Below are 15,835 nucleotides of genomic sequence, written 5' to 3'. Positions count from 1 at the left end.
GGCGATTGAGGACCCAGGTCGCACTTCAGGCCCTCCGGGGATTGAGGACCGCCGGTCGTACTTCAGGCCCTCCGGTCTTTGAGGACCGCCGGTCGCACGTCAAGCCGTCCGGCGATTGAGGACCGGGGTCCGGGGCAGAGCCCCGAAAGCCCCGGGCCGGGGCTTTGTCCTCAATCGCCGGACGGGCTTGATGGAGGGCCGTCAAGGTCTTCTCCGCCTCCGCCAGGATCCGTGTCACCAGCCCCGCCACACTCGGCAGATCCTCGATCAGGGCCGCCACCTGGCCGGAGGCCATGATGCCGAGGTCCGTGCGGCCCTCCACCATCGACGCCCTCAGCAGCATCGGCGCGTTCGCCGCCATCAGCACCTGGCTCCAGCTCAGCTCCTTGCCGTGCCGCATCGCCAGGCCGTCGCGGACCATGCCCGGCCAGCTCAGGCCGGACAGCCGGCGGAAGCGGGACGCCCGGCGCACCGCCCCGTACAGCGAGCGCAGCCGGCCCGCGCCCTCCAGCTCCGCCACCAGCTCCGTACGGAGCATCCGGTGCGGCAGCCCGTCCACCGCCCGCGTCAGCGTGATGTCCTGGGCGGCCGCCGCCAGATAGCGCGCCTTCACCGCGTCCGGGACCGTGGAGTCCGAGGTCAGCAGGAACCGGGTGCCCATCGCGACGCCCGCCGCCCCGTACGCCAGCGCCGCCACCAGCCCCCGGCCGTCGTGGAAGCCGCCCGCCGCGACCACCGGGATGTCCACCGCGTCGACCACCTGCGGCAACAGCACCGTGGTGGCGACCTCCCCCGTGTGGCCGCCGCCCTCGCCGCCCTGCACGATCACCGCGTCCGCGCCCCACGCCGCGACCTTCTCCGCGTGACGCCGGGCCCCCACCGACGGGACGACGACCACGCCCGCGTCCTTCAGCTCCGCGATGAGGTCCTTCGACGGGGCGAGCGCGAACGACGCCACCCGTACGCCCTCCTCGACGATGATCCGTACCCGCTCCCGGGCATCGCCCGCGTCCGCCCGCAGATTCACCCCGAACGGCGCGTCGGTCCGGGACCTCACCTCCCGTACGGCGGACCGCAGTTGCTCCGGCGTCATGGTCGCCGACGCCAGGATGCCCAGCGCCCCGGCCCGCGCGGTCGCGGTGACCAGGCGGGGGCCCGCCACCCAGCCCATCCCGGTCTGCACGATCGGGTGCCGGACGCCGACGAGGTCGGTCAGGGCGGTACGCATCAGACCCTGACCTCCCGGTCCCGGGTGCGGGCCGGGTCGACGACCTCGCGGATCAGGGCGAGTTCGGCAGGGGAGGGGGCGCGGGTGAACGGGACGTCGGCGGGGACCGTGAGCGGGAAGCCCGTCGCCTCGCGGACCCTCTCCACCGTGACGCCCGGGTGGACCGAGGCCAGCCGCATCGAGCGGTCCGGCGTCGCGAAGTCGAAGACCCCGAGATCGCTGACGACCCGGGGGATGCGGTGGAAGCGGGTGGCCGAGGGGCCGGCCGCCCGCGCGCGGTCGTGGCCGACCCCGCAGACCATGTCGACGCGTTCGACGAAGACCCGGGGCGAGTGCCGGGGGATCCAGTAACTCACCGGGTTGTTCAGGGTGTTGACCGGTGCTCCACGCACTCCCAGGAGCTGGCGGGCCGGTTGCTCCCAGTCGCCGATGCAGGAGATGTTCTGGTTGCCGAACCGGTCGATCTGGCTCGCGCCCATCATCACGTGCCGCCGCCCCCCGGTCACCAGGGCCAGATGTCTGCGGTACGGGAGCCAGCCCTCCGGCTCGCCGTCCGGGCCGACGAGCGTCGCCTCGCCGTCCGTGAGCAGCAGGTCGGGCGCGAAGGTCAGCCGGGCCAGCCGCGCGCCGACGGACGGCACCGCGCCCATCGGACTGGCCAGGATCTCGCCGCCGCCCCGCCAGGCCTCCGCGCAGGCGATCACGCAGTACTCGGCACGGGTGGCGCTCTCCACGGCGGACGCGTTCACTTCTGCTCCTCGTGCCAGGTGCGGACCGCCTGCTGGTAGCCCTTCTCGTCGCCGTCCGGCGGCAGGAAGCGGGCCGCGAACGCGGCCCAGGCGGCGGGATCGGCCGCCGCCGTCGCGTACGCCTTCTGGAACGGCTCGTCGCGCGGGTGGTCGGGGACGCAGGAGGTGAAGTGCGCCCCGCCCGGCGTCTCCACGACACCGGTGACGGCGTGCCGTTGGACGAGGAGGTTCGACAGCGGCCGCCCGCCCTCCGTCAACTCCCGGGCCTCCACCAGGCGTTCGCAGGAGACGTACGCCGCGTCCGCCGCCTCGCAGAACAGGTCGTCGAAGTACGGGTCGGGGCCGAGGTACTGGCCGTTGCCGAGCCGGTCCGCCCGGTTGAGGTGGACCAGCGCCGCGTCCATCCGCAGGGCAGGCGCCGCCACGAACTCCTCGCCGTCCTCGTACGGTGAAGTCACCGTGCGCAGCCCGGGGTTGACCCGCATCACGTCCGAGCCGAGCCCGGCCCGCACCGGCAGGAACGGCAGCCGGTTCGCCGCCGCGTGCAGCCCCCACATGAACATCGCCTCGTCGATCTCCGTCAGCGCGAACGCCCCGCGCTGCCGGGCCGCCCGGTAGTGCGGCTCCAGCGGGATCGAGTCGAGCGTCACGAACGCCGTGACCAGACGGCGGATCCGCCCCGCCGCCGCCAGCAGGCCGACGTCCGGGCCGCCGTAGGAGATCACCGTGAGATCGGTGACCGATGACCGCAGCAGTGCCCTGACCAGCGCCATCGGCTTGCGGCGCGAGCCCCAGCCGCCGATCCCGATCGTCATCCCGCTGCTCAGCCGGCCGACGACCTCCTCGGGCGTCATCGTCTTGTCGCGTCGCTGCGGGGGAGTGGTCACGGCCGTGCCTCCTTGCCGAAGGTGTCGCGGACCCGGGCGGCGGTCCCGGCGAGGTTCGCCTCGAAGGTGAACCCCTGCTCGAAGCGGTAGCTGCGCTGTACGTCGACGGGGTCGATGCCGTTCAGCGCGGCCTTGGCCAGCCGCAGCAGATGGCCGTCCTTGGCGGCGATCTCGGCCGCCAACTCCAGTGCGGAGGACATCAGTTGTTCGGTCGGGACCACCCGCCAGACCGAGCCGTGGGCGAGCAGTTCGGCGGCGGTGACCGTGCGCGAGGTGTAGTACAGCGTGCGCATCAGGTGCTGCGGCACCAGACGGGCGAGGTGGGTCGCGGCGCCGAGCGCACCCCGGTCCAGCTCCGGCAGACCGAAGACCGCGTCCTCGCTCGCGACGATCGCGTCGGCGTTGCCGACGAGGCCGATACCGCCGCCCAGGCAGAAGCCCCGCACCGCCGCGACGACCGGGACCTCGCACGCGTACACCGCCGCGAACGCCTCGGCGCAGCCCCGGTTGGCGCCGATCAGCGCCCCGTGCCCCGGATCGCGCTGCAACTCCTTGATGTCGACGCCCGCGTTGAAGCCGCGCCCGGCGGCGGCCAGGACGACGCAGCGCACCTCCGGGTCGCGGCCCGCCGTCCGGACGGCGTCGGCCAGGTCGTACCAGCCCTGCACGGGCAGCGCGTTGACGGGCGGACGGTCGACGGTGACGACGCGGACGCCGTCGTTCCCGGGAGGCGACGCGGTGGAGACAGTCATCGGAGGATCAGCTACCTTTCCACCAAACATTTGTTAGGTGGACGGTAGCAGTCACGCCCCCGCCCGCCAACCAGGCCCACGTCCCAGGGAGTTGCGATGACCGAACCCACCGCCCCCACCGCACACCGTGCCGGACTCTGCGCGGGCCGGGTCGTCGCCGTCACCGGCGCCGGGCGAGGGCTCGGCCGGGCCCATGCGCTGGCCTTCGCCGCCGAAGGAGCACGGGTCGTCGTCAACGACCTCGGCGTCCGACCCGACGGCAGCGGGGGCGGGGGCTCCTGCGGACCGGCCCGTGAGGTCGCCGAGGAGATCGTCGCGGCGGGCGGCGAGGCCGTCGTCCACGGCGGCGACATCGCCACCGCCGAAGGCGCGGCCTCCCTCGTCACCACCGCCCTGGACGCCTTCGGCCGCCTCGACACCCTCGTCAACAACGCGGGCTTCCTCCGCGACCGGATGCTCGTCAACCTGGACGAGGACGACTGGGACGCGGTGATGCGCGTCCACCTCAAAGGCCACTTCCTGCCCCTGAAGCACGCCGCCGCCCACTGGCGGGCCGAGGCCGGGGCGGGCCGCCCACCGGTCGCCCGGGTGATCAACACCAGCTCCGGCGCCGGACTCCTCGGCAGCGTCGGCCAGGGCAACTACGCGGCGGCCAAGGCCGGAATCGTCGCCCTGACCCTGGTCGCGGCGGCCGAACTGGGCCGGTACGGAGTCCAGGTCAACGCCCTCGCCCCGGCCGCCCGGACCCGGATGACCGAACAGGTCTTCGCCGCGACCATGGCGGCCCCGGGGGAGGGCGCGTTCGACGCGATGGCCCCCGCGAACGTCTCGCCCCTCGTCGTCTGGCTCGGCTCCGCCGCGAGCGACGGGGTGACGGGCCGCGTCTTCGAGGCCGAGGCGGGCCGCATCACCGTCATGGAGGGCTGGCGCCCGGGCCCCACCGACGACCGGGGCGCGCGCAGGTCACCGGCCGAGGCGGGCGGGACGGTGCGCCGGCTGCTGGCGGAGGCGGCGGAGCCGGGGCGGGTCTACGGGGCGTCCTGAGGGGAATGACGCGGGCCGGGTCGTCCGTGCCGGGAAACCCGCTTGCGGGGGCCGTCCCGTACCGGACACCCTCGCAGCACACGACCACAGGAACAGGGCCCGAACCGATGAACGAGTTCTGCTGGATGGACCTCAAGACCCACGACCCGTCCGGCACCGCCGCCTTCTTCTCCTCCGTGCTGGGCTGGGACTTCGCCGTGGACGAGGAGTTGTGGCGGCGGGCCGTCACGATCTCCGCCGGAGGCGCCCGGATCGGTGGGGTGAGCGACCTCGCCCAGCCGGTGTACCCGCCCGGAACGCCACCGCACATCGCCTACTACCTCGCGGTCGACGACGTGGACCACCGTACGGCTGTGGCGGTCGGGAACGGAGCGCGGATCGTCGTCCCGCCCTTCGACGCGGGGGACCAGGGCCGGATCGCCACCCTGGTCGACCCGGTGGGCGCGGCCTTCTCCCTCTGGCAGCGGCACAGGCCCGCCGGGTGGCCGGCGCCCGCCACGGTCGACGCCGGCCCGCACCGTACGGTCCTGGTCTGCGAAGACCCCGAGCGGGCCCGGCAGTTCTACGCCGCCACGATCGGCGCGCCCCTCGGCCGGGCCGACTTCCGGGCAGCCGTCCCCGGTCCGGCCGCCACCGACTCCGCACCGCGGTGGGAACTGGCCATCGGCGTGGACGACCTGGACGGGGTGATCCGGCGCGCCCGCGCCCACGGCCAGGAACCCGACACGCTCCCCGCGGAGGGGGACGGCCGTCGTGCCGTGCGGCTGCGCAGTCCGGAAGGGCTGACGTTCCGGATCCAGGAGGAGGATCGCCCTGGGCCGGTCTTCCTGGAGACCGACCGGCTCGTCCTGCGCCCCGTCACCGCCGCCGACGCCCCCGATCTGCTCGCCCTCGACAACGACCCCGCTGTCATGCGGTACATCAACGGCGGCCGGCCCACCAGCCCCGAGGACATCCGGGACCGGACCCTGCCGAGGCTCCTCCACCACTACCCGTGCACCGGAACCCGCGGCTACTGGGCCGCGCGGCGGAAGGACACCGGGGCCTTCCTGGGCTGGTTCGGACTCCGGCCGCTGGCCGACCACGACCCCGCCGTCGTCGAGCTCGGCTACCGGCTGAACCGGGCCGCCTGGGGCCGCGGTTACGCCACCGAGGGGGCGCGGGCCCTGGTCGACAAGGGGTTCACCGACCTCGGGGTCCAGCGGGTCACCGCCAACACCATGGCGGTCAACACGGGATCCCGGCGCGTGATGGAGAAGGCGGGGCTGACCTTCCTGCGGGCCTACACCGAGGACTGGCCGGAGGTCATCGAGGGCTCCGAGCACGGCGACGTGGAATACGAGCTCACCCGGGAGGGGTGGGCGCGTAGCCGGCAGCCGGTGGGGCGGGGCGGCCCGGGCGGTGTCTACGCCGGTGCGCCCAGCAGGGCCGCGATCTCGGCGTGCCCCGTGTGCTGGTCCACGCCCGCCGACGGCACCCCGTCCCGGAGCAGCTCCACCGCTGTCGTCTCCTCGCCGTCGCGCCGGTCGTGGAGCGTCACCGTCTCGATGCCGGAGCCGTACATCTCCTCCAGCCGCCGCCGCAGCTCCCGCTCCGGATCGAGTCCGGCGATGCGCCGCGCCTCGGCCAGGGCCAGGGCCACCGCGGGTTCCTGGCCCTGCGCGCCCGCGCCGTGCGCGAGCAGTGCCCGTACCGTGCGCAGGGATCCGCGCTGGGCCGCCAGCACGAGCATCGACTCCCCCTGCGGGCCCGGCAGCAGCGGGTCCGCGCCATGGGCGAGGAGCAGCTCCACCGTCGCGGAGTGCCCCAGGCCGACCGCCCACCGCAGCGCCGTGAAGCCGAACTCCTCGCGCAGATCCGGCCGGGCCCCGGCGGACAGCAGCGCCTCCACCACCTCGGTGTGCCCGCCGCACGCCGCCCCGCACAGCGGCAGGTCGCTCGCCCCGGGCCCGCTCGCCCGGTCGGGGTCGGCCCCGGCGGCGAGCAGCAGGCGTACCGCTTCCAGGCGGTCCTGGACCGACGCCAGATAGAGCGCCGTCGTGCCCTCCTCGTCGCTCGACTCGGCCCGCGCACCCGCGCGCAGGGCCCGTACGACCGCGTTCTCGTCCTCGTACAGCGCGTCGAACAGGCATGGTTCGTCCCTGATCGGCTCGTTCGTCATGCTTCGATCCTACGGCGGGCCGCCGACACCGCCCCGGCTCAGGTGTCGCACTCCAGAGCGGTCCGGCACAGCCCGCAACGCGCGGTGAACCGGCCCCGGACGGGGACCCGGATGCGCTGGTGGCAGGTGGGGCAGGGGAAGGAGACGCGCAGGCCGCCGTCGCCGGTCTCGAAGGTGTACGGAACGCTCGGGTCCGGGGCGGCGCCGGGGTGGTCCTGGGCGAACCGGCGGTCCTTGGCGTAGCGGCGGCGGCCCGACCAGCCCGCGGCGGTCAGTGGCGGCCGGCGCAGATCCCGCAGCGCCCGCTCCCGGCCCCTGGTGTACGCGGTGTACGCCTGGGGGCTGGTGAACCACGGCGAGGGGTCCTCGTCGAAGGCGAACGCCCGCTTGGCCAGGACGTATCCGAACTCCTCCGGGGTGAGGTAGCCCAGCTTCTGGCGGGAGGTGGCGTCCTCCCGGAACGCGTCCAGCAGCAGCCAGCCCGCGCCGAGGTAGGCCGTCGTGGTGTCGGTCAGGATCTCGTTGGCGCGGGTCCCGGGGAACTCCAGGCCGAGCCGGTGCAGCAGCACATGGGTGACCTCGTGCGCGAGCGCCGCCCCGATGTCCCTGCGGTGGGTGCGGAAACGGTCGTTGAGCTCGATGAAGTACTCGGGGCCCGCGGTGAGTTCCACGCTCGCCGCGTGCTCCATCGCCCGGAAGCCGACGATCATGCGGGCCTCGGGCAGATGGAGGTGCTGGACCAGGGAGCGCGCCACCCGCTGGGCTCCCAGGTGCAGATCGTCCTGGTCCGCGAACGCGGCGTCGGCGGGCGGGAGGCTGGTGGCGTAGGCGTGGACGCCGTCCGCGGAGAGCCGGCGGTAGAGCGCGGTGATGGCGGAGCGGACCGTGTCCAGATGCGGAAAGCCATGGACGACGGGTGCGCCCGGAGGGCTGTTCGCCACGTCGGACCCCCCATCCGCGACGGTCGACGGACCTCCACTGTATGCCGGGCCGGAAACCCGCCGATGATCTTGGCTGAAAAGTGCGCCTTGTGGCAGCGGTCACCCGGCACCGATAATCGGATCGTTCTTGTCGGGTACATGACTAATTCGGCTTCGGTGCCGGAGGCCGTCACCCCGGCCGGGACGTGCGTGCCGGACCGCGCAACCCCACAGCAGCACCGGAATCCCGCCTACCGGAAACCCGCGTACCGGGACTCCTGCACCACAACGCAGCAGCGCAACCTCCCACAGCAACCCCCCACACGAAATCCCCCCACGAAAGAAGGCGTCCGTGAAGCTTCTGACCGTGCTGAAAAGGTGTTCCGTCGCCATAGCCGCCGTCGCCCTCGCGACCGTCAGCCTCCAGCCCGCCGCCGCGGCCCCCCAGCCGATCGTCGGCGGAGAACGCGCCGAACAGGGCGAGTTCCCCTTCATGGTCCGGCTCTCCATGGGCTGCGGCGGTGCGCTCTACGCCCAGGACATCGTCCTCACCGCCGCCCACTGCGTGGACGGCTCGGGCGACGACACCTCGATCACCGTCACCGGCGGTGTCGCCGACCTCCAGTCGCCCGACGCCGTCGAGGTCCAGTCCACCAAGGTCCTCCAGGCCCCCGGCTACAACGGCACCGGCAAGGACTGGGCGCTGATCAAGCTCGCCCAGCCGATCGACCAGCCCACCCTGAAGATCGCCACCGACGACACCTACGACGAGGGCACCTTCACCGTCGCGGGCTGGGGCGCCGACCGTGAGGGCGGCAGCCAGCAGCGCCACCTGCTGAAGGCCGACGTGCCGTTCGTCTCCGACGCCGACTGCTCGTCCGCCTACGGCGGCGACCTCGTCGCCGACGAGGAGATCTGCGCCGGCCTCCTCGGCACCGGCGGCGTCGACAGCTGCCAGGGCGACTCCGGCGGCCCGATGTTCCGCAAGGACGACTCCGACGAGTGGGTCCAGGTCGGCATCGTCAGCTGGGGCCAGGGCTGCGCCCGCCCCGACTACCCGGGCGTCTACGCCCAGGTCTCGCACTTCGCCGGTGACATCGCCTCCGCGGCCGACTCGCTCTGACCCACCTCGGAGCCCGGCCACAGGTCACCGCACGTCCGGCCGGTGATCACGGCTGAACCACCCCGGGAGCGCCCGTACGAACGGGCGCTCCCGGACCCAGTTCCACCCGCGGCTCGCCCGCCTCCTCCAGCTCCAGCACCCACACCTCGTTGACGCCATCGCGTAGCACCGGACCCGGCACGTACAGAGTCCGCTGCGGGCCCGCCGACCAGTACCGGCCCAGGCAGAAGCCGTTCACCCAGACGAACCCGCGCGTCCAGCCGGGCAGTTCGAGACCGGCGTGATCGACCCCCGGCACGCCGGTGACACCTGAGCCGCCCGTGACGCCCGCGGCGTCCCCGACCGTGAACGTCCCCCGGAACAGGCCCGTCCGCCCCGCCTCACCCGTCCCCGCGGCGGCCTCCACCGGACCGAACGGGACCGCCGCCACCGTCTCCGCCGCATCGAAGGCGTCCAGCCGCAGCGCCCGGGCCCGTACCCCGTGCAGATACTGCCGCTCGTGCAGCACTCCGCCCGTCACACCCTTCGGCTCACCCAGCCGCGGCCCGTAGTTGACCCGGCCCAGCGACTCCACCCACAGCTCGACCTCCGCCGGGCCCGCCACCGGCTCCGGCAGCGGCCCGGACTCCTCGGTCAGCACCCCGGCCCGCACCCCGTCCACGTACACCACCGCCCGGTCCCGCAGCCCCGAAACCCCCAGCGGATACGCCTGGCGCGGCCCCGGCACCGCCACCCGGTAGCGCACCAGGCCCCGGTCCACGCCCAGCTCCTCGAAGGTCGGCGGCACCCCCGACTCCGCCGTCTCCGGATCGCCCAGCACCTCCAGTACGTCCCCGAGCCCGGCCCACCCGTCCAGCTCCACTCGTACCGGCCCGGCCAGCCCCACCGGCTCCGGCGGCAGCGCGGGCAACGGCCCCTCGGCGTACCCCTCCAGGACCTCCCGGAACAGCCGGAACTTCTCCGTCGCCCGCCCGTACTCGTCGACCGGCGCGTCGTAGTCGTACGACGTCACCGTCGGCTGGAACACCCCGTCCTGCAACGGGCCACCGCGGTTCGCCCCCGCCCAGCCGCCGAAGTTCGTCCCCCCGTGCGCCATGTAGACGTTCACCGACGCCCCGCACTCCAGGATCTCCCGCAGCGCCCCGGCCGCCTGCCCCGGATCCCGTACGACGGGTTCGGCCCCCCAGTGGTCGAACCAGCCGCACCAGAACTCCATGCACATCAACGGGCCCTTCGGCTGGTGCCGGCGCAGCACCTCGAAGCCCTCCCGCGCCCCCGAACCGAAGTTCGCCGTCGCGAGGAGACCCGGCACCGAACCACCGGTCAGCATGTGGTCCTCCGGGCCGTCCGACGTGAACAGCGGAACCGTCACCCCGCACTGCCGCAACAGCCCCGCCAGCCACTCCAGATACGCCGCGTCGCTGCCGTAACTCCCGTACTCGTTCTCCGCCTGGACGAGGATCACCGGACCGCCCCGGCCGGTCTGCCGCCGCACCACCTGCGGCAGCAGCCGCCGGAACCACCGCTCCACCACCGCCCGGTACTCCGCGTCCCGGGTCCGCACCCGCCGCCCGAACCGGCCCGTCACCCACACCGGGAGACCGCCGTTCTCCCACTCGGCGCAGATGTACGGCCCCGGCCGCACGATCGCCCACAGCCCCGCCCGCTCCACCGCGTCCAGGAACCGGCCGAGCGCCCCCACGTCCCGGACCTCGCCCTCCCGGGGCTCGTGCAGATTCCACGGTACGTACGTCTCGACGCAGTTCAGCCCCATCGCGGCGAGCATCGCCAGCCGGTGCTCCCACTGCTCCTCGTGCACCCGGAAGTAGTGCAGGGCGCCCGACAGCAGCCGTACGGGCTTCCCGTCGAACCGGAAGCCGTCGTCCCCCACGGTGAAGTCGGTCATCGCGCTCGTACGCTCCTGTGCCCGGCCGCACCCGCGGCCCTGAGGTGAATTGGTCCGACCACCTTCACCTCTGGCGCGCACCGGGTCCATGGACAAAGATCGCTGCTGATTGGACACAATTGACCGGCACGACGCGCAGGACACCGGACGCGACGCGCAGGACATCGGACCGGACGCGCGGACCACGGACACCACGCGCAGGACGACGTGCGCGGAAAGGAGAAGCGGGATGCCGACCTACCACACCTGGATGCGCTTCTTCACGCCGAGCCCGCTCCACCACCGCCTGGGCCTCGTCTGCCTCGGCGTCGGCCTCCAGCACGGCGCGCTGCCCACCGTCGGACCCCGCACCCTCGACCACCACGTCGCCGTGGTCGTCAACTCCGGCACCGGCTGGTTCAAGGGCCCCGACGGCCGCCGCACCCCCGTCACCGGCCCCAGCCTGATCTGGCTGACCCCCGGCACCCCCCACCACTACGGCGCCGACCCCGGCACCGGCTGGGACGAGAGCTTCGTCGACTTCACCGGCCCCGCCACCGCCACGTACACCGAACTCGGCTACATCGAGCCCGACCGCCCCCTCGTCCCGCTCTCCGACACCGCCGCCCCGCGCGCCGCCGTCAGCCGCATCGTGCGTGCCGCCCGGCGCGGCAACCCCCTCCTGGAGGTGGAGACCGGGGCCGCCGTCCACGAACTCCTCGTCTCGCTCCGCCGCGCCCGCGCCGACATCGGCCCCGACGGCGATCCGGTGCTCCAGGCGCTGGCCCGCGACGCGTACCAGCCGCTCACCGTCGCCGAGCACGCCTCCCGGCACGGCATGACCCCCGCCGAACTCCGCACCGCCGTACGGCGCGGAGCCGGCTGCAGCCCCAAGGACTATCTGCTCGGCATCCGCCTGGGCCGGGCCAAGGAACTCCTCGCCGCCACCGACCTGCCGGTCGCCGCCGTGGCCCGCCGCGTCGGCTACGACGACCCCGCCTACTTCTCCCGGCTCTTCGCCCGCCGGGTCGGCACCGCCCCCGTCCGCTTCCGCGAACAGCAGGGCCGCAGCGTGCCCGGCGGCTGGAGCGACCGGGTGCCCGATCCGGACGACCCGCCGACGATCACCACCTGACGGCGGCCGTCTAAGCTCGCTGACCATGAGCACGAGCGAAATCGACCCGTCCGTCCAGGCCGAGCTGAACCGGCTGCGCGAGAGCATCGACAACATCGACGCCGCCGTCGTCCACATGCTGGCCGAGCGCTTCAAGGCCACCCAGCAGGTCGGCCGCCTCAAGGCGGACCACCGGCTGCCGCCCGCCGACCCGGCCCGCGAGACCCGCCAGATCGCCCGGCTCCGGCAGCTGGCGCAGAGCGCGAACCTGGACCCGGCGTTCGCCGAGAAGCTGCTGAACTTCATCATCGCCGAGGTGATCCGCCACCACGAGCGCATCGCCGACGAGACGGGTAACGGCGACGGCGGCGAGCCCCGCACGGGAACCGGAGCGCCCACCGGGGCCTGATCGTACGCAGGACTCCGGGACCGGGTGGGCCGGGGGAGGCGGAAGAGGGGGAGGCCGTCCATTCACCCTCGCCGAGGACGAGGACCGGGTCGAACATCACCACGACGGCCGCCAGGAGCAGGAACGCCAGGGGCCCGACCATCATCGGCAGCATGATCGAGACAGCGGTGTCACCCCCGGGCGGCCGGGCGCCGTGGGCCTCGTGCAGTCGCACCGCGAGACCGCTCATGCCCGTGTAGTGCATGCCGGTGACGGCGACGCCCATCACCAGGGCGGCGCCGAGGCTCGGCAGGAACCCTGCGGCCTTAGGGTCGCCTTCCCGCATGGCCAAATCCAGCCGTCTCAAGACGGGGCGAAAGGGATGAAAGCTGCGTAAATCATGGGTTGTTAGGTATATATCGAGCCGATCGGCATCATGGTCAAGACACTCCGGCGCAAGGCATCGCAGCGACCGATCGCCACCCCGCCCGCCACGGCACGGACCCTGCTCGCCCTCCGCGGCACGGACCCCGCCCGCCCACCCGGCGGTCCGCCCGTCCGCCCAGGGAGAAACCCCGCTGTGCCCGCCGTCCCCCGTACGGCAGCATGGAGCCATGTCCGTACTGACGCGCGACGAAGCGCAGACCCGAGCCCAGTTCCTCGACGTGGAGCGGTACACGATCGCCCTCGACCTCACCACCGGCGAGGAGGCCTTCGACTCCGTCACCGCCATCCGGTTCACCGCCCGCGCGGCCGGAGACACCTTCGTCGAGGTCAAGCCGGCCACCCTGCGCTCGATCAGCCTCGACGGACACCCCCTGGACCCCGCCCTCCTCGACGGCAACCGCTACCCCCTCACCGGGCTCACCGCGGGCCCCCACGAGCTGCACATCGACGCCGCGATGCACTACTCCCGCACCGGCGAGGGCATGCACCGCTTCACCGACCCCACCGACGGCGAGACGTACCTCTACACCCAGCTGTTCATGGAGGACGTCCAGCGCGTCTTCGCCGCCTTCGACCAGCCCGACCTCAAGTCCGTCTTCGCCATCGACGTCACCGCCCCCGAAGGCTGGACCGTCCTCGGCAACGGCGTCGCCGAACACACCGGACAGGGGCGCTGGACCATCGCCCCCACCCCCCTCATCTCCACCTACCTCGTCGCCATCGCCGCGGGCCCCTGGCACTCGGTCACCACCGAGCACGCCGGACTGCCCTTCGGCATCCACTGCCGCCGCTCGCTGGCCCCCTACCTCGACGCCGACGCCGACGAGATCCTCGACATCACCCGCGCCTGCTACGACCGCTACCACGAGAAGTTCGACGAGCCCTACCCGTTCGACTCCTACGACCAGGCCTTCGTCCCCGAGTTCAACGCCGGCGCCATGGAGAACCCCGGACTCGTCACCTTCCGCGACGAGTTCGTCTACCGCTCCGCCGTCACCGACACCGAACGCCAGACCCGCGCCATGGTCATCGCCCACGAGATGGCCCACATGTGGTTCGGCGACCTCGTCACCCTCACCTGGTGGGACGACATCTGGCTGAACGAGTCCTTCGCCGAGTACATGGGCTACCAGACCCTCACCGAAGCCACGCGCTTCACCGACACCTGGGTCGACTTCGGCGTCGCCCGCAAGGGCTGGGGCTACGACGCCGACCAGCGCCCCTCCACCCACCCCGTCGCCCCCGACCCCGACGCCGTCCCCGACACCGCGTCCGCCCTCCTCAACTTCGACGGCATCAGCTACGCCAAGGGCGCCTCCGCCCTGCGCCAACTCGTCGCCTGGCTCGGCGAGAAGGACTTCCTGGCCGGCATCAACGCCCACTTCGCCCGCCACCGGTTCGCCAACGCCACCCTCGCCGACTTCATCGACAACCTGGCCTCCGCCACCGACCGCGACGTCCACGCCTGGGCCGAACAGTGGCTGCGCACCACCGGCATCGACACCCTCACCGCCGAGACCGGCACCCCCGAGCCCGCCGCCGCCCCCAACGCACCGAACGGCAACGGCAACGGCCAGTCCTGGTCCCTCACCGTCACCCGCGACGGCTCCCGCCCCCACCGCATCACCGTCGGCGCCTACGACCACGCCCTCGGCACCCAGGCCGGACCCGGCCACCTCGCGCTGCGCGACCGCTTCGAGATCGACGTACCCGGCGACGGCACCCCCACGATCCGCCCCGGCCGCCGCCCCGCGCTCGTCGTCCTCAACGACGGCGACCTCACCTACGCCAAGGTCCGCCTGGACACCGCCTCCTGGGACACCGTCCTGACCGGCCTCTCCGGCATCCCCGACGCCCTCACCCGGGCCGTCCTCTGGAACACCGCCCGCGACATGGTCCGCGACGGCGAACTCGACCCGGCCACCTACCTCGCGACCGCCCGCACCCACCTCCCGCACGAGAGCGACCTCGCCCTCGTCCAGGGCGTCCTCTCCTTCGCCGCCGGACAGATCGCCGCCCGCTACGTCGCCCCCGAGAACCGCCCGGGCGCCCTCGCCACCCTCACCGACCTCTGCCGCGACCTCATCCGCCGCACCGAGGACGGCTCCAACCCCGGCCTGCGCCTCATCGCCGTACGCCACTTCATCGACGCCGCCACCCAGCCCGACACCCTGCGCACCTGGCTCGACGAGGACACCGTCCACGGCGGACCCGAACTCGACCCCGAGCTGCGCTGGCGCATCCTCACCCGGCTCGCCGTCCTCGGCGCCACCGACGAGACCACCATCGCCGCGGCCCTCGAAGCCGACCCCAGCGCCACCGGCCGCGAAGGCGCCGCCCGCTGCCGCGCCGCCCTGCCCACCCCCGAGGCCAAGGCCGCCGCCTGGGACGCCCTGTTCACCGACGACACCCTGTCCAACTACCTCTTCACCGCCACCGCCCAGGGCTTCTGGCAGCCCGGCCAGGAAGAGCTGACCGGCGACTACGTGCCCCGCTTCTACCCGGAAGCCACCGCACTCGCCGCCCGCCGCGGCCCCGCCATCGCCGAGGCCGCCGGACGCCACGCCTTCCCCGCGTACGCCGTCGACGCCGAAAGCCTCGCCACCGGCACCCGCGCCCTGGAGGACCCGGCCCTCATCCCCGCCCTGCGCCGCAAGCTCGTCGACCAGCTCGACGACCTCCGCCGCGCCCTCGCCGTACGGACATCGGCTGACCGCTAACGGGTATCAGCGCGGCCCGGACGACCGTCGTCCGGGCCGTCGTTCCCCGACCGCAGATCGGCGAGCAGCTCCGCCTGGCCCGACAGCACCCCGGTCAGGATCGTCCGCGCCACCCGCAGCAGCTCCGCCACCCCCGGGTCGGCCAGCGAGTAATGGACCGCCGAGCCCTCCCGCCGGGCCGTCACCAGACCCGCGCGGCGCAGCACGGCCAGCTGCTGCGAGAGATGGGCGGCCTCGACCCCCACCTCGGTCAACATCTCCGAGACCGCGTGCTCGCGTTCACTGAGCAGTTCGAGCACCCTGATCCGCACCGGGTGCCCCAGCGTCTTGAAGAACTCCGCCTTCAAGCGGTACAGCGGCGTACTCACCGGCGGGGCCCCGTTCCGCACGGCGGAAACCCGCCGCACCACACCTGAC

13 protein-coding genes and 2 pseudogenes are annotated in these 15,835 nt (G+C 73.2%); 7 read left to right on the top strand and 8 right to left on the bottom strand.

Features of this window, described 5'->3' with window-relative positions; all coding sequences use genetic code 11:
• Positions 1 to 25: 25 nt before the first annotated feature.
• Genes KV381_RS07850 through KV381_RS07835 form a run of 4 tightly spaced genes read right to left on the bottom strand, consistent with a single transcriptional unit; the run spans position 26 to position 3,616 of the window.
• A complete protein-coding gene (locus tag KV381_RS07850) occupies positions 26 to 1,228 on the bottom strand; it encodes a nitronate monooxygenase family protein (RefSeq protein WP_256995025.1) in 1,203 nt (400 codons plus the stop codon).
• A complete protein-coding gene (locus tag KV381_RS07845) occupies positions 1,228 to 1,977 on the bottom strand; it encodes a CoA-transferase subunit beta (RefSeq protein WP_098026332.1) in 750 nt (249 codons plus the stop codon). The genes KV381_RS07850 and KV381_RS07845 overlap by 1 nt, the downstream gene beginning before the upstream one ends.
• Positions 1,974 to 2,864, bottom strand: coding sequence for a CoA transferase subunit A (locus KV381_RS07840; protein WP_256995024.1), 891 nt, complete (start codon positions 2,862 to 2,864; stop codon positions 1,974 to 1,976). Before KV381_RS07840 ends, KV381_RS07845 begins: the two co-directional genes overlap by 4 nt.
• Positions 2,861 to 3,616: an enoyl-CoA hydratase family protein gene (locus KV381_RS07835; protein WP_030079647.1), complete on the bottom strand. Its 756-nt coding sequence runs from the start codon at positions 3,614 to 3,616 to the stop codon at positions 2,861 to 2,863. The genes KV381_RS07840 and KV381_RS07835 overlap by 4 nt, the downstream gene beginning before the upstream one ends.
• Before the next feature lie 96 nt (positions 3,617 to 3,712).
• Between KV381_RS07835 and KV381_RS07830 the strand changes: the two genes are divergently transcribed.
• From KV381_RS07830 to KV381_RS36380, 3 genes and pseudogenes are all read left to right on the top strand, one after another.
• Positions 3,713 to 4,660 carry an SDR family oxidoreductase gene (locus KV381_RS07830; RefSeq protein WP_098026335.1) on the top strand — a complete coding sequence of 316 codons (948 nt, stop codon included), beginning with the start codon at positions 3,713 to 3,715 and terminating at the stop codon, positions 4,658 to 4,660.
• 5 nt (positions 4,661 to 4,665) lie between these two features.
• Positions 4,666 to 5,106, top strand: a pseudogene (locus KV381_RS36385) (VOC family protein); the annotation flags it as partial.
• Between the two features lie 348 nt (positions 5,107 to 5,454).
• Positions 5,455 to 6,033: pseudogene (locus KV381_RS36380) on the top strand (GNAT family N-acetyltransferase); the annotation flags it as partial.
• A 32-nt stretch (positions 6,034 to 6,065) separates the two neighbouring features.
• Here KV381_RS36380 and KV381_RS07820 read toward each other — a convergent pair.
• Together KV381_RS07820 and KV381_RS07815 are read right to left on the bottom strand one after the other, a co-directional pair.
• On the bottom strand, positions 6,066 to 6,821 hold the full coding sequence (locus KV381_RS07820; protein WP_030622805.1) for an ankyrin repeat domain-containing protein: 756 nt from the start codon (positions 6,819 to 6,821) through the stop codon (positions 6,066 to 6,068).
• A 38-nt stretch (positions 6,822 to 6,859) separates the two neighbouring features.
• The gene (locus tag KV381_RS07815; protein ID WP_179889551.1) at positions 6,860 to 7,762 is read right to left on the bottom strand and encodes a hypothetical protein; all 903 of its coding nucleotides are present in this window, start codon (positions 7,760 to 7,762) and stop codon (positions 6,860 to 6,862) included.
• A 331-nt stretch (positions 7,763 to 8,093) separates the two neighbouring features.
• Between KV381_RS07815 and KV381_RS07810 the strand changes: the two genes are divergently transcribed.
• Positions 8,094 to 8,864, top strand: a complete 771-nt coding sequence (locus tag KV381_RS07810) for a trypsin-like serine protease (RefSeq protein WP_030079638.1) — start codon at positions 8,094 to 8,096, stop codon at positions 8,862 to 8,864.
• Between the two features lie 46 nt (positions 8,865 to 8,910).
• Here the strand turns inward: KV381_RS07810 and KV381_RS07805 are convergent, their stop codons facing one another.
• A complete protein-coding gene (locus KV381_RS07805) occupies positions 8,911 to 10,770 on the bottom strand; it encodes a beta-galactosidase family protein (protein WP_218784964.1) in 1,860 nt (619 codons plus the stop codon).
• Positions 10,771 to 10,999: 229 nt separating this feature from the next.
• Here KV381_RS07805 and KV381_RS07800 point away from each other — a divergent pair, with 229 nt between their 5' ends.
• From KV381_RS07800 to pepN, 3 genes are all read left to right on the top strand, one after another.
• Positions 11,000 to 11,884 (top strand): AraC family transcriptional regulator, encoded by an 885-nt coding sequence (locus tag KV381_RS07800; RefSeq protein WP_030622808.1) that lies wholly within the window; start codon positions 11,000 to 11,002, stop codon positions 11,882 to 11,884.
• Between the two features lie 25 nt (positions 11,885 to 11,909).
• Positions 11,910 to 12,272, top strand: a complete 363-nt coding sequence (locus KV381_RS07795) for a chorismate mutase (RefSeq protein ID WP_218784963.1) — start codon at positions 11,910 to 11,912, stop codon at positions 12,270 to 12,272.
• 593 nt (positions 12,273 to 12,865) lie between these two features.
• The gene (pepN, locus tag KV381_RS07790) at positions 12,866 to 15,418 is read left to right on the top strand and encodes an aminopeptidase N (protein ID WP_218784962.1); all 2,553 of its coding nucleotides are present in this window, start codon (positions 12,866 to 12,868) and stop codon (positions 15,416 to 15,418) included.
• Here pepN and KV381_RS07785 read toward each other — a convergent pair.
• Positions 15,415 to 15,786, bottom strand: a complete 372-nt coding sequence (locus KV381_RS07785; protein ID WP_032790241.1) for a metalloregulator ArsR/SmtB family transcription factor — start codon at positions 15,784 to 15,786, stop codon at positions 15,415 to 15,417. The genes pepN and KV381_RS07785 overlap by 4 nt on opposite strands.
• Positions 15,787 to 15,835 lie beyond the last annotated feature (49 nt).

Origin of the sequence: Streptomyces sp. WY228 (assembly GCF_019287315.1) — a bacterium.
Lineage (GTDB): Bacteria > Actinomycetota > Actinomycetes > Streptomycetales > Streptomycetaceae > Streptomyces > Streptomyces caviscabies.
Note: the sequence above shows the minus strand (reverse complement) of the source record. Positions and strands in the feature narration are given on the sequence as shown.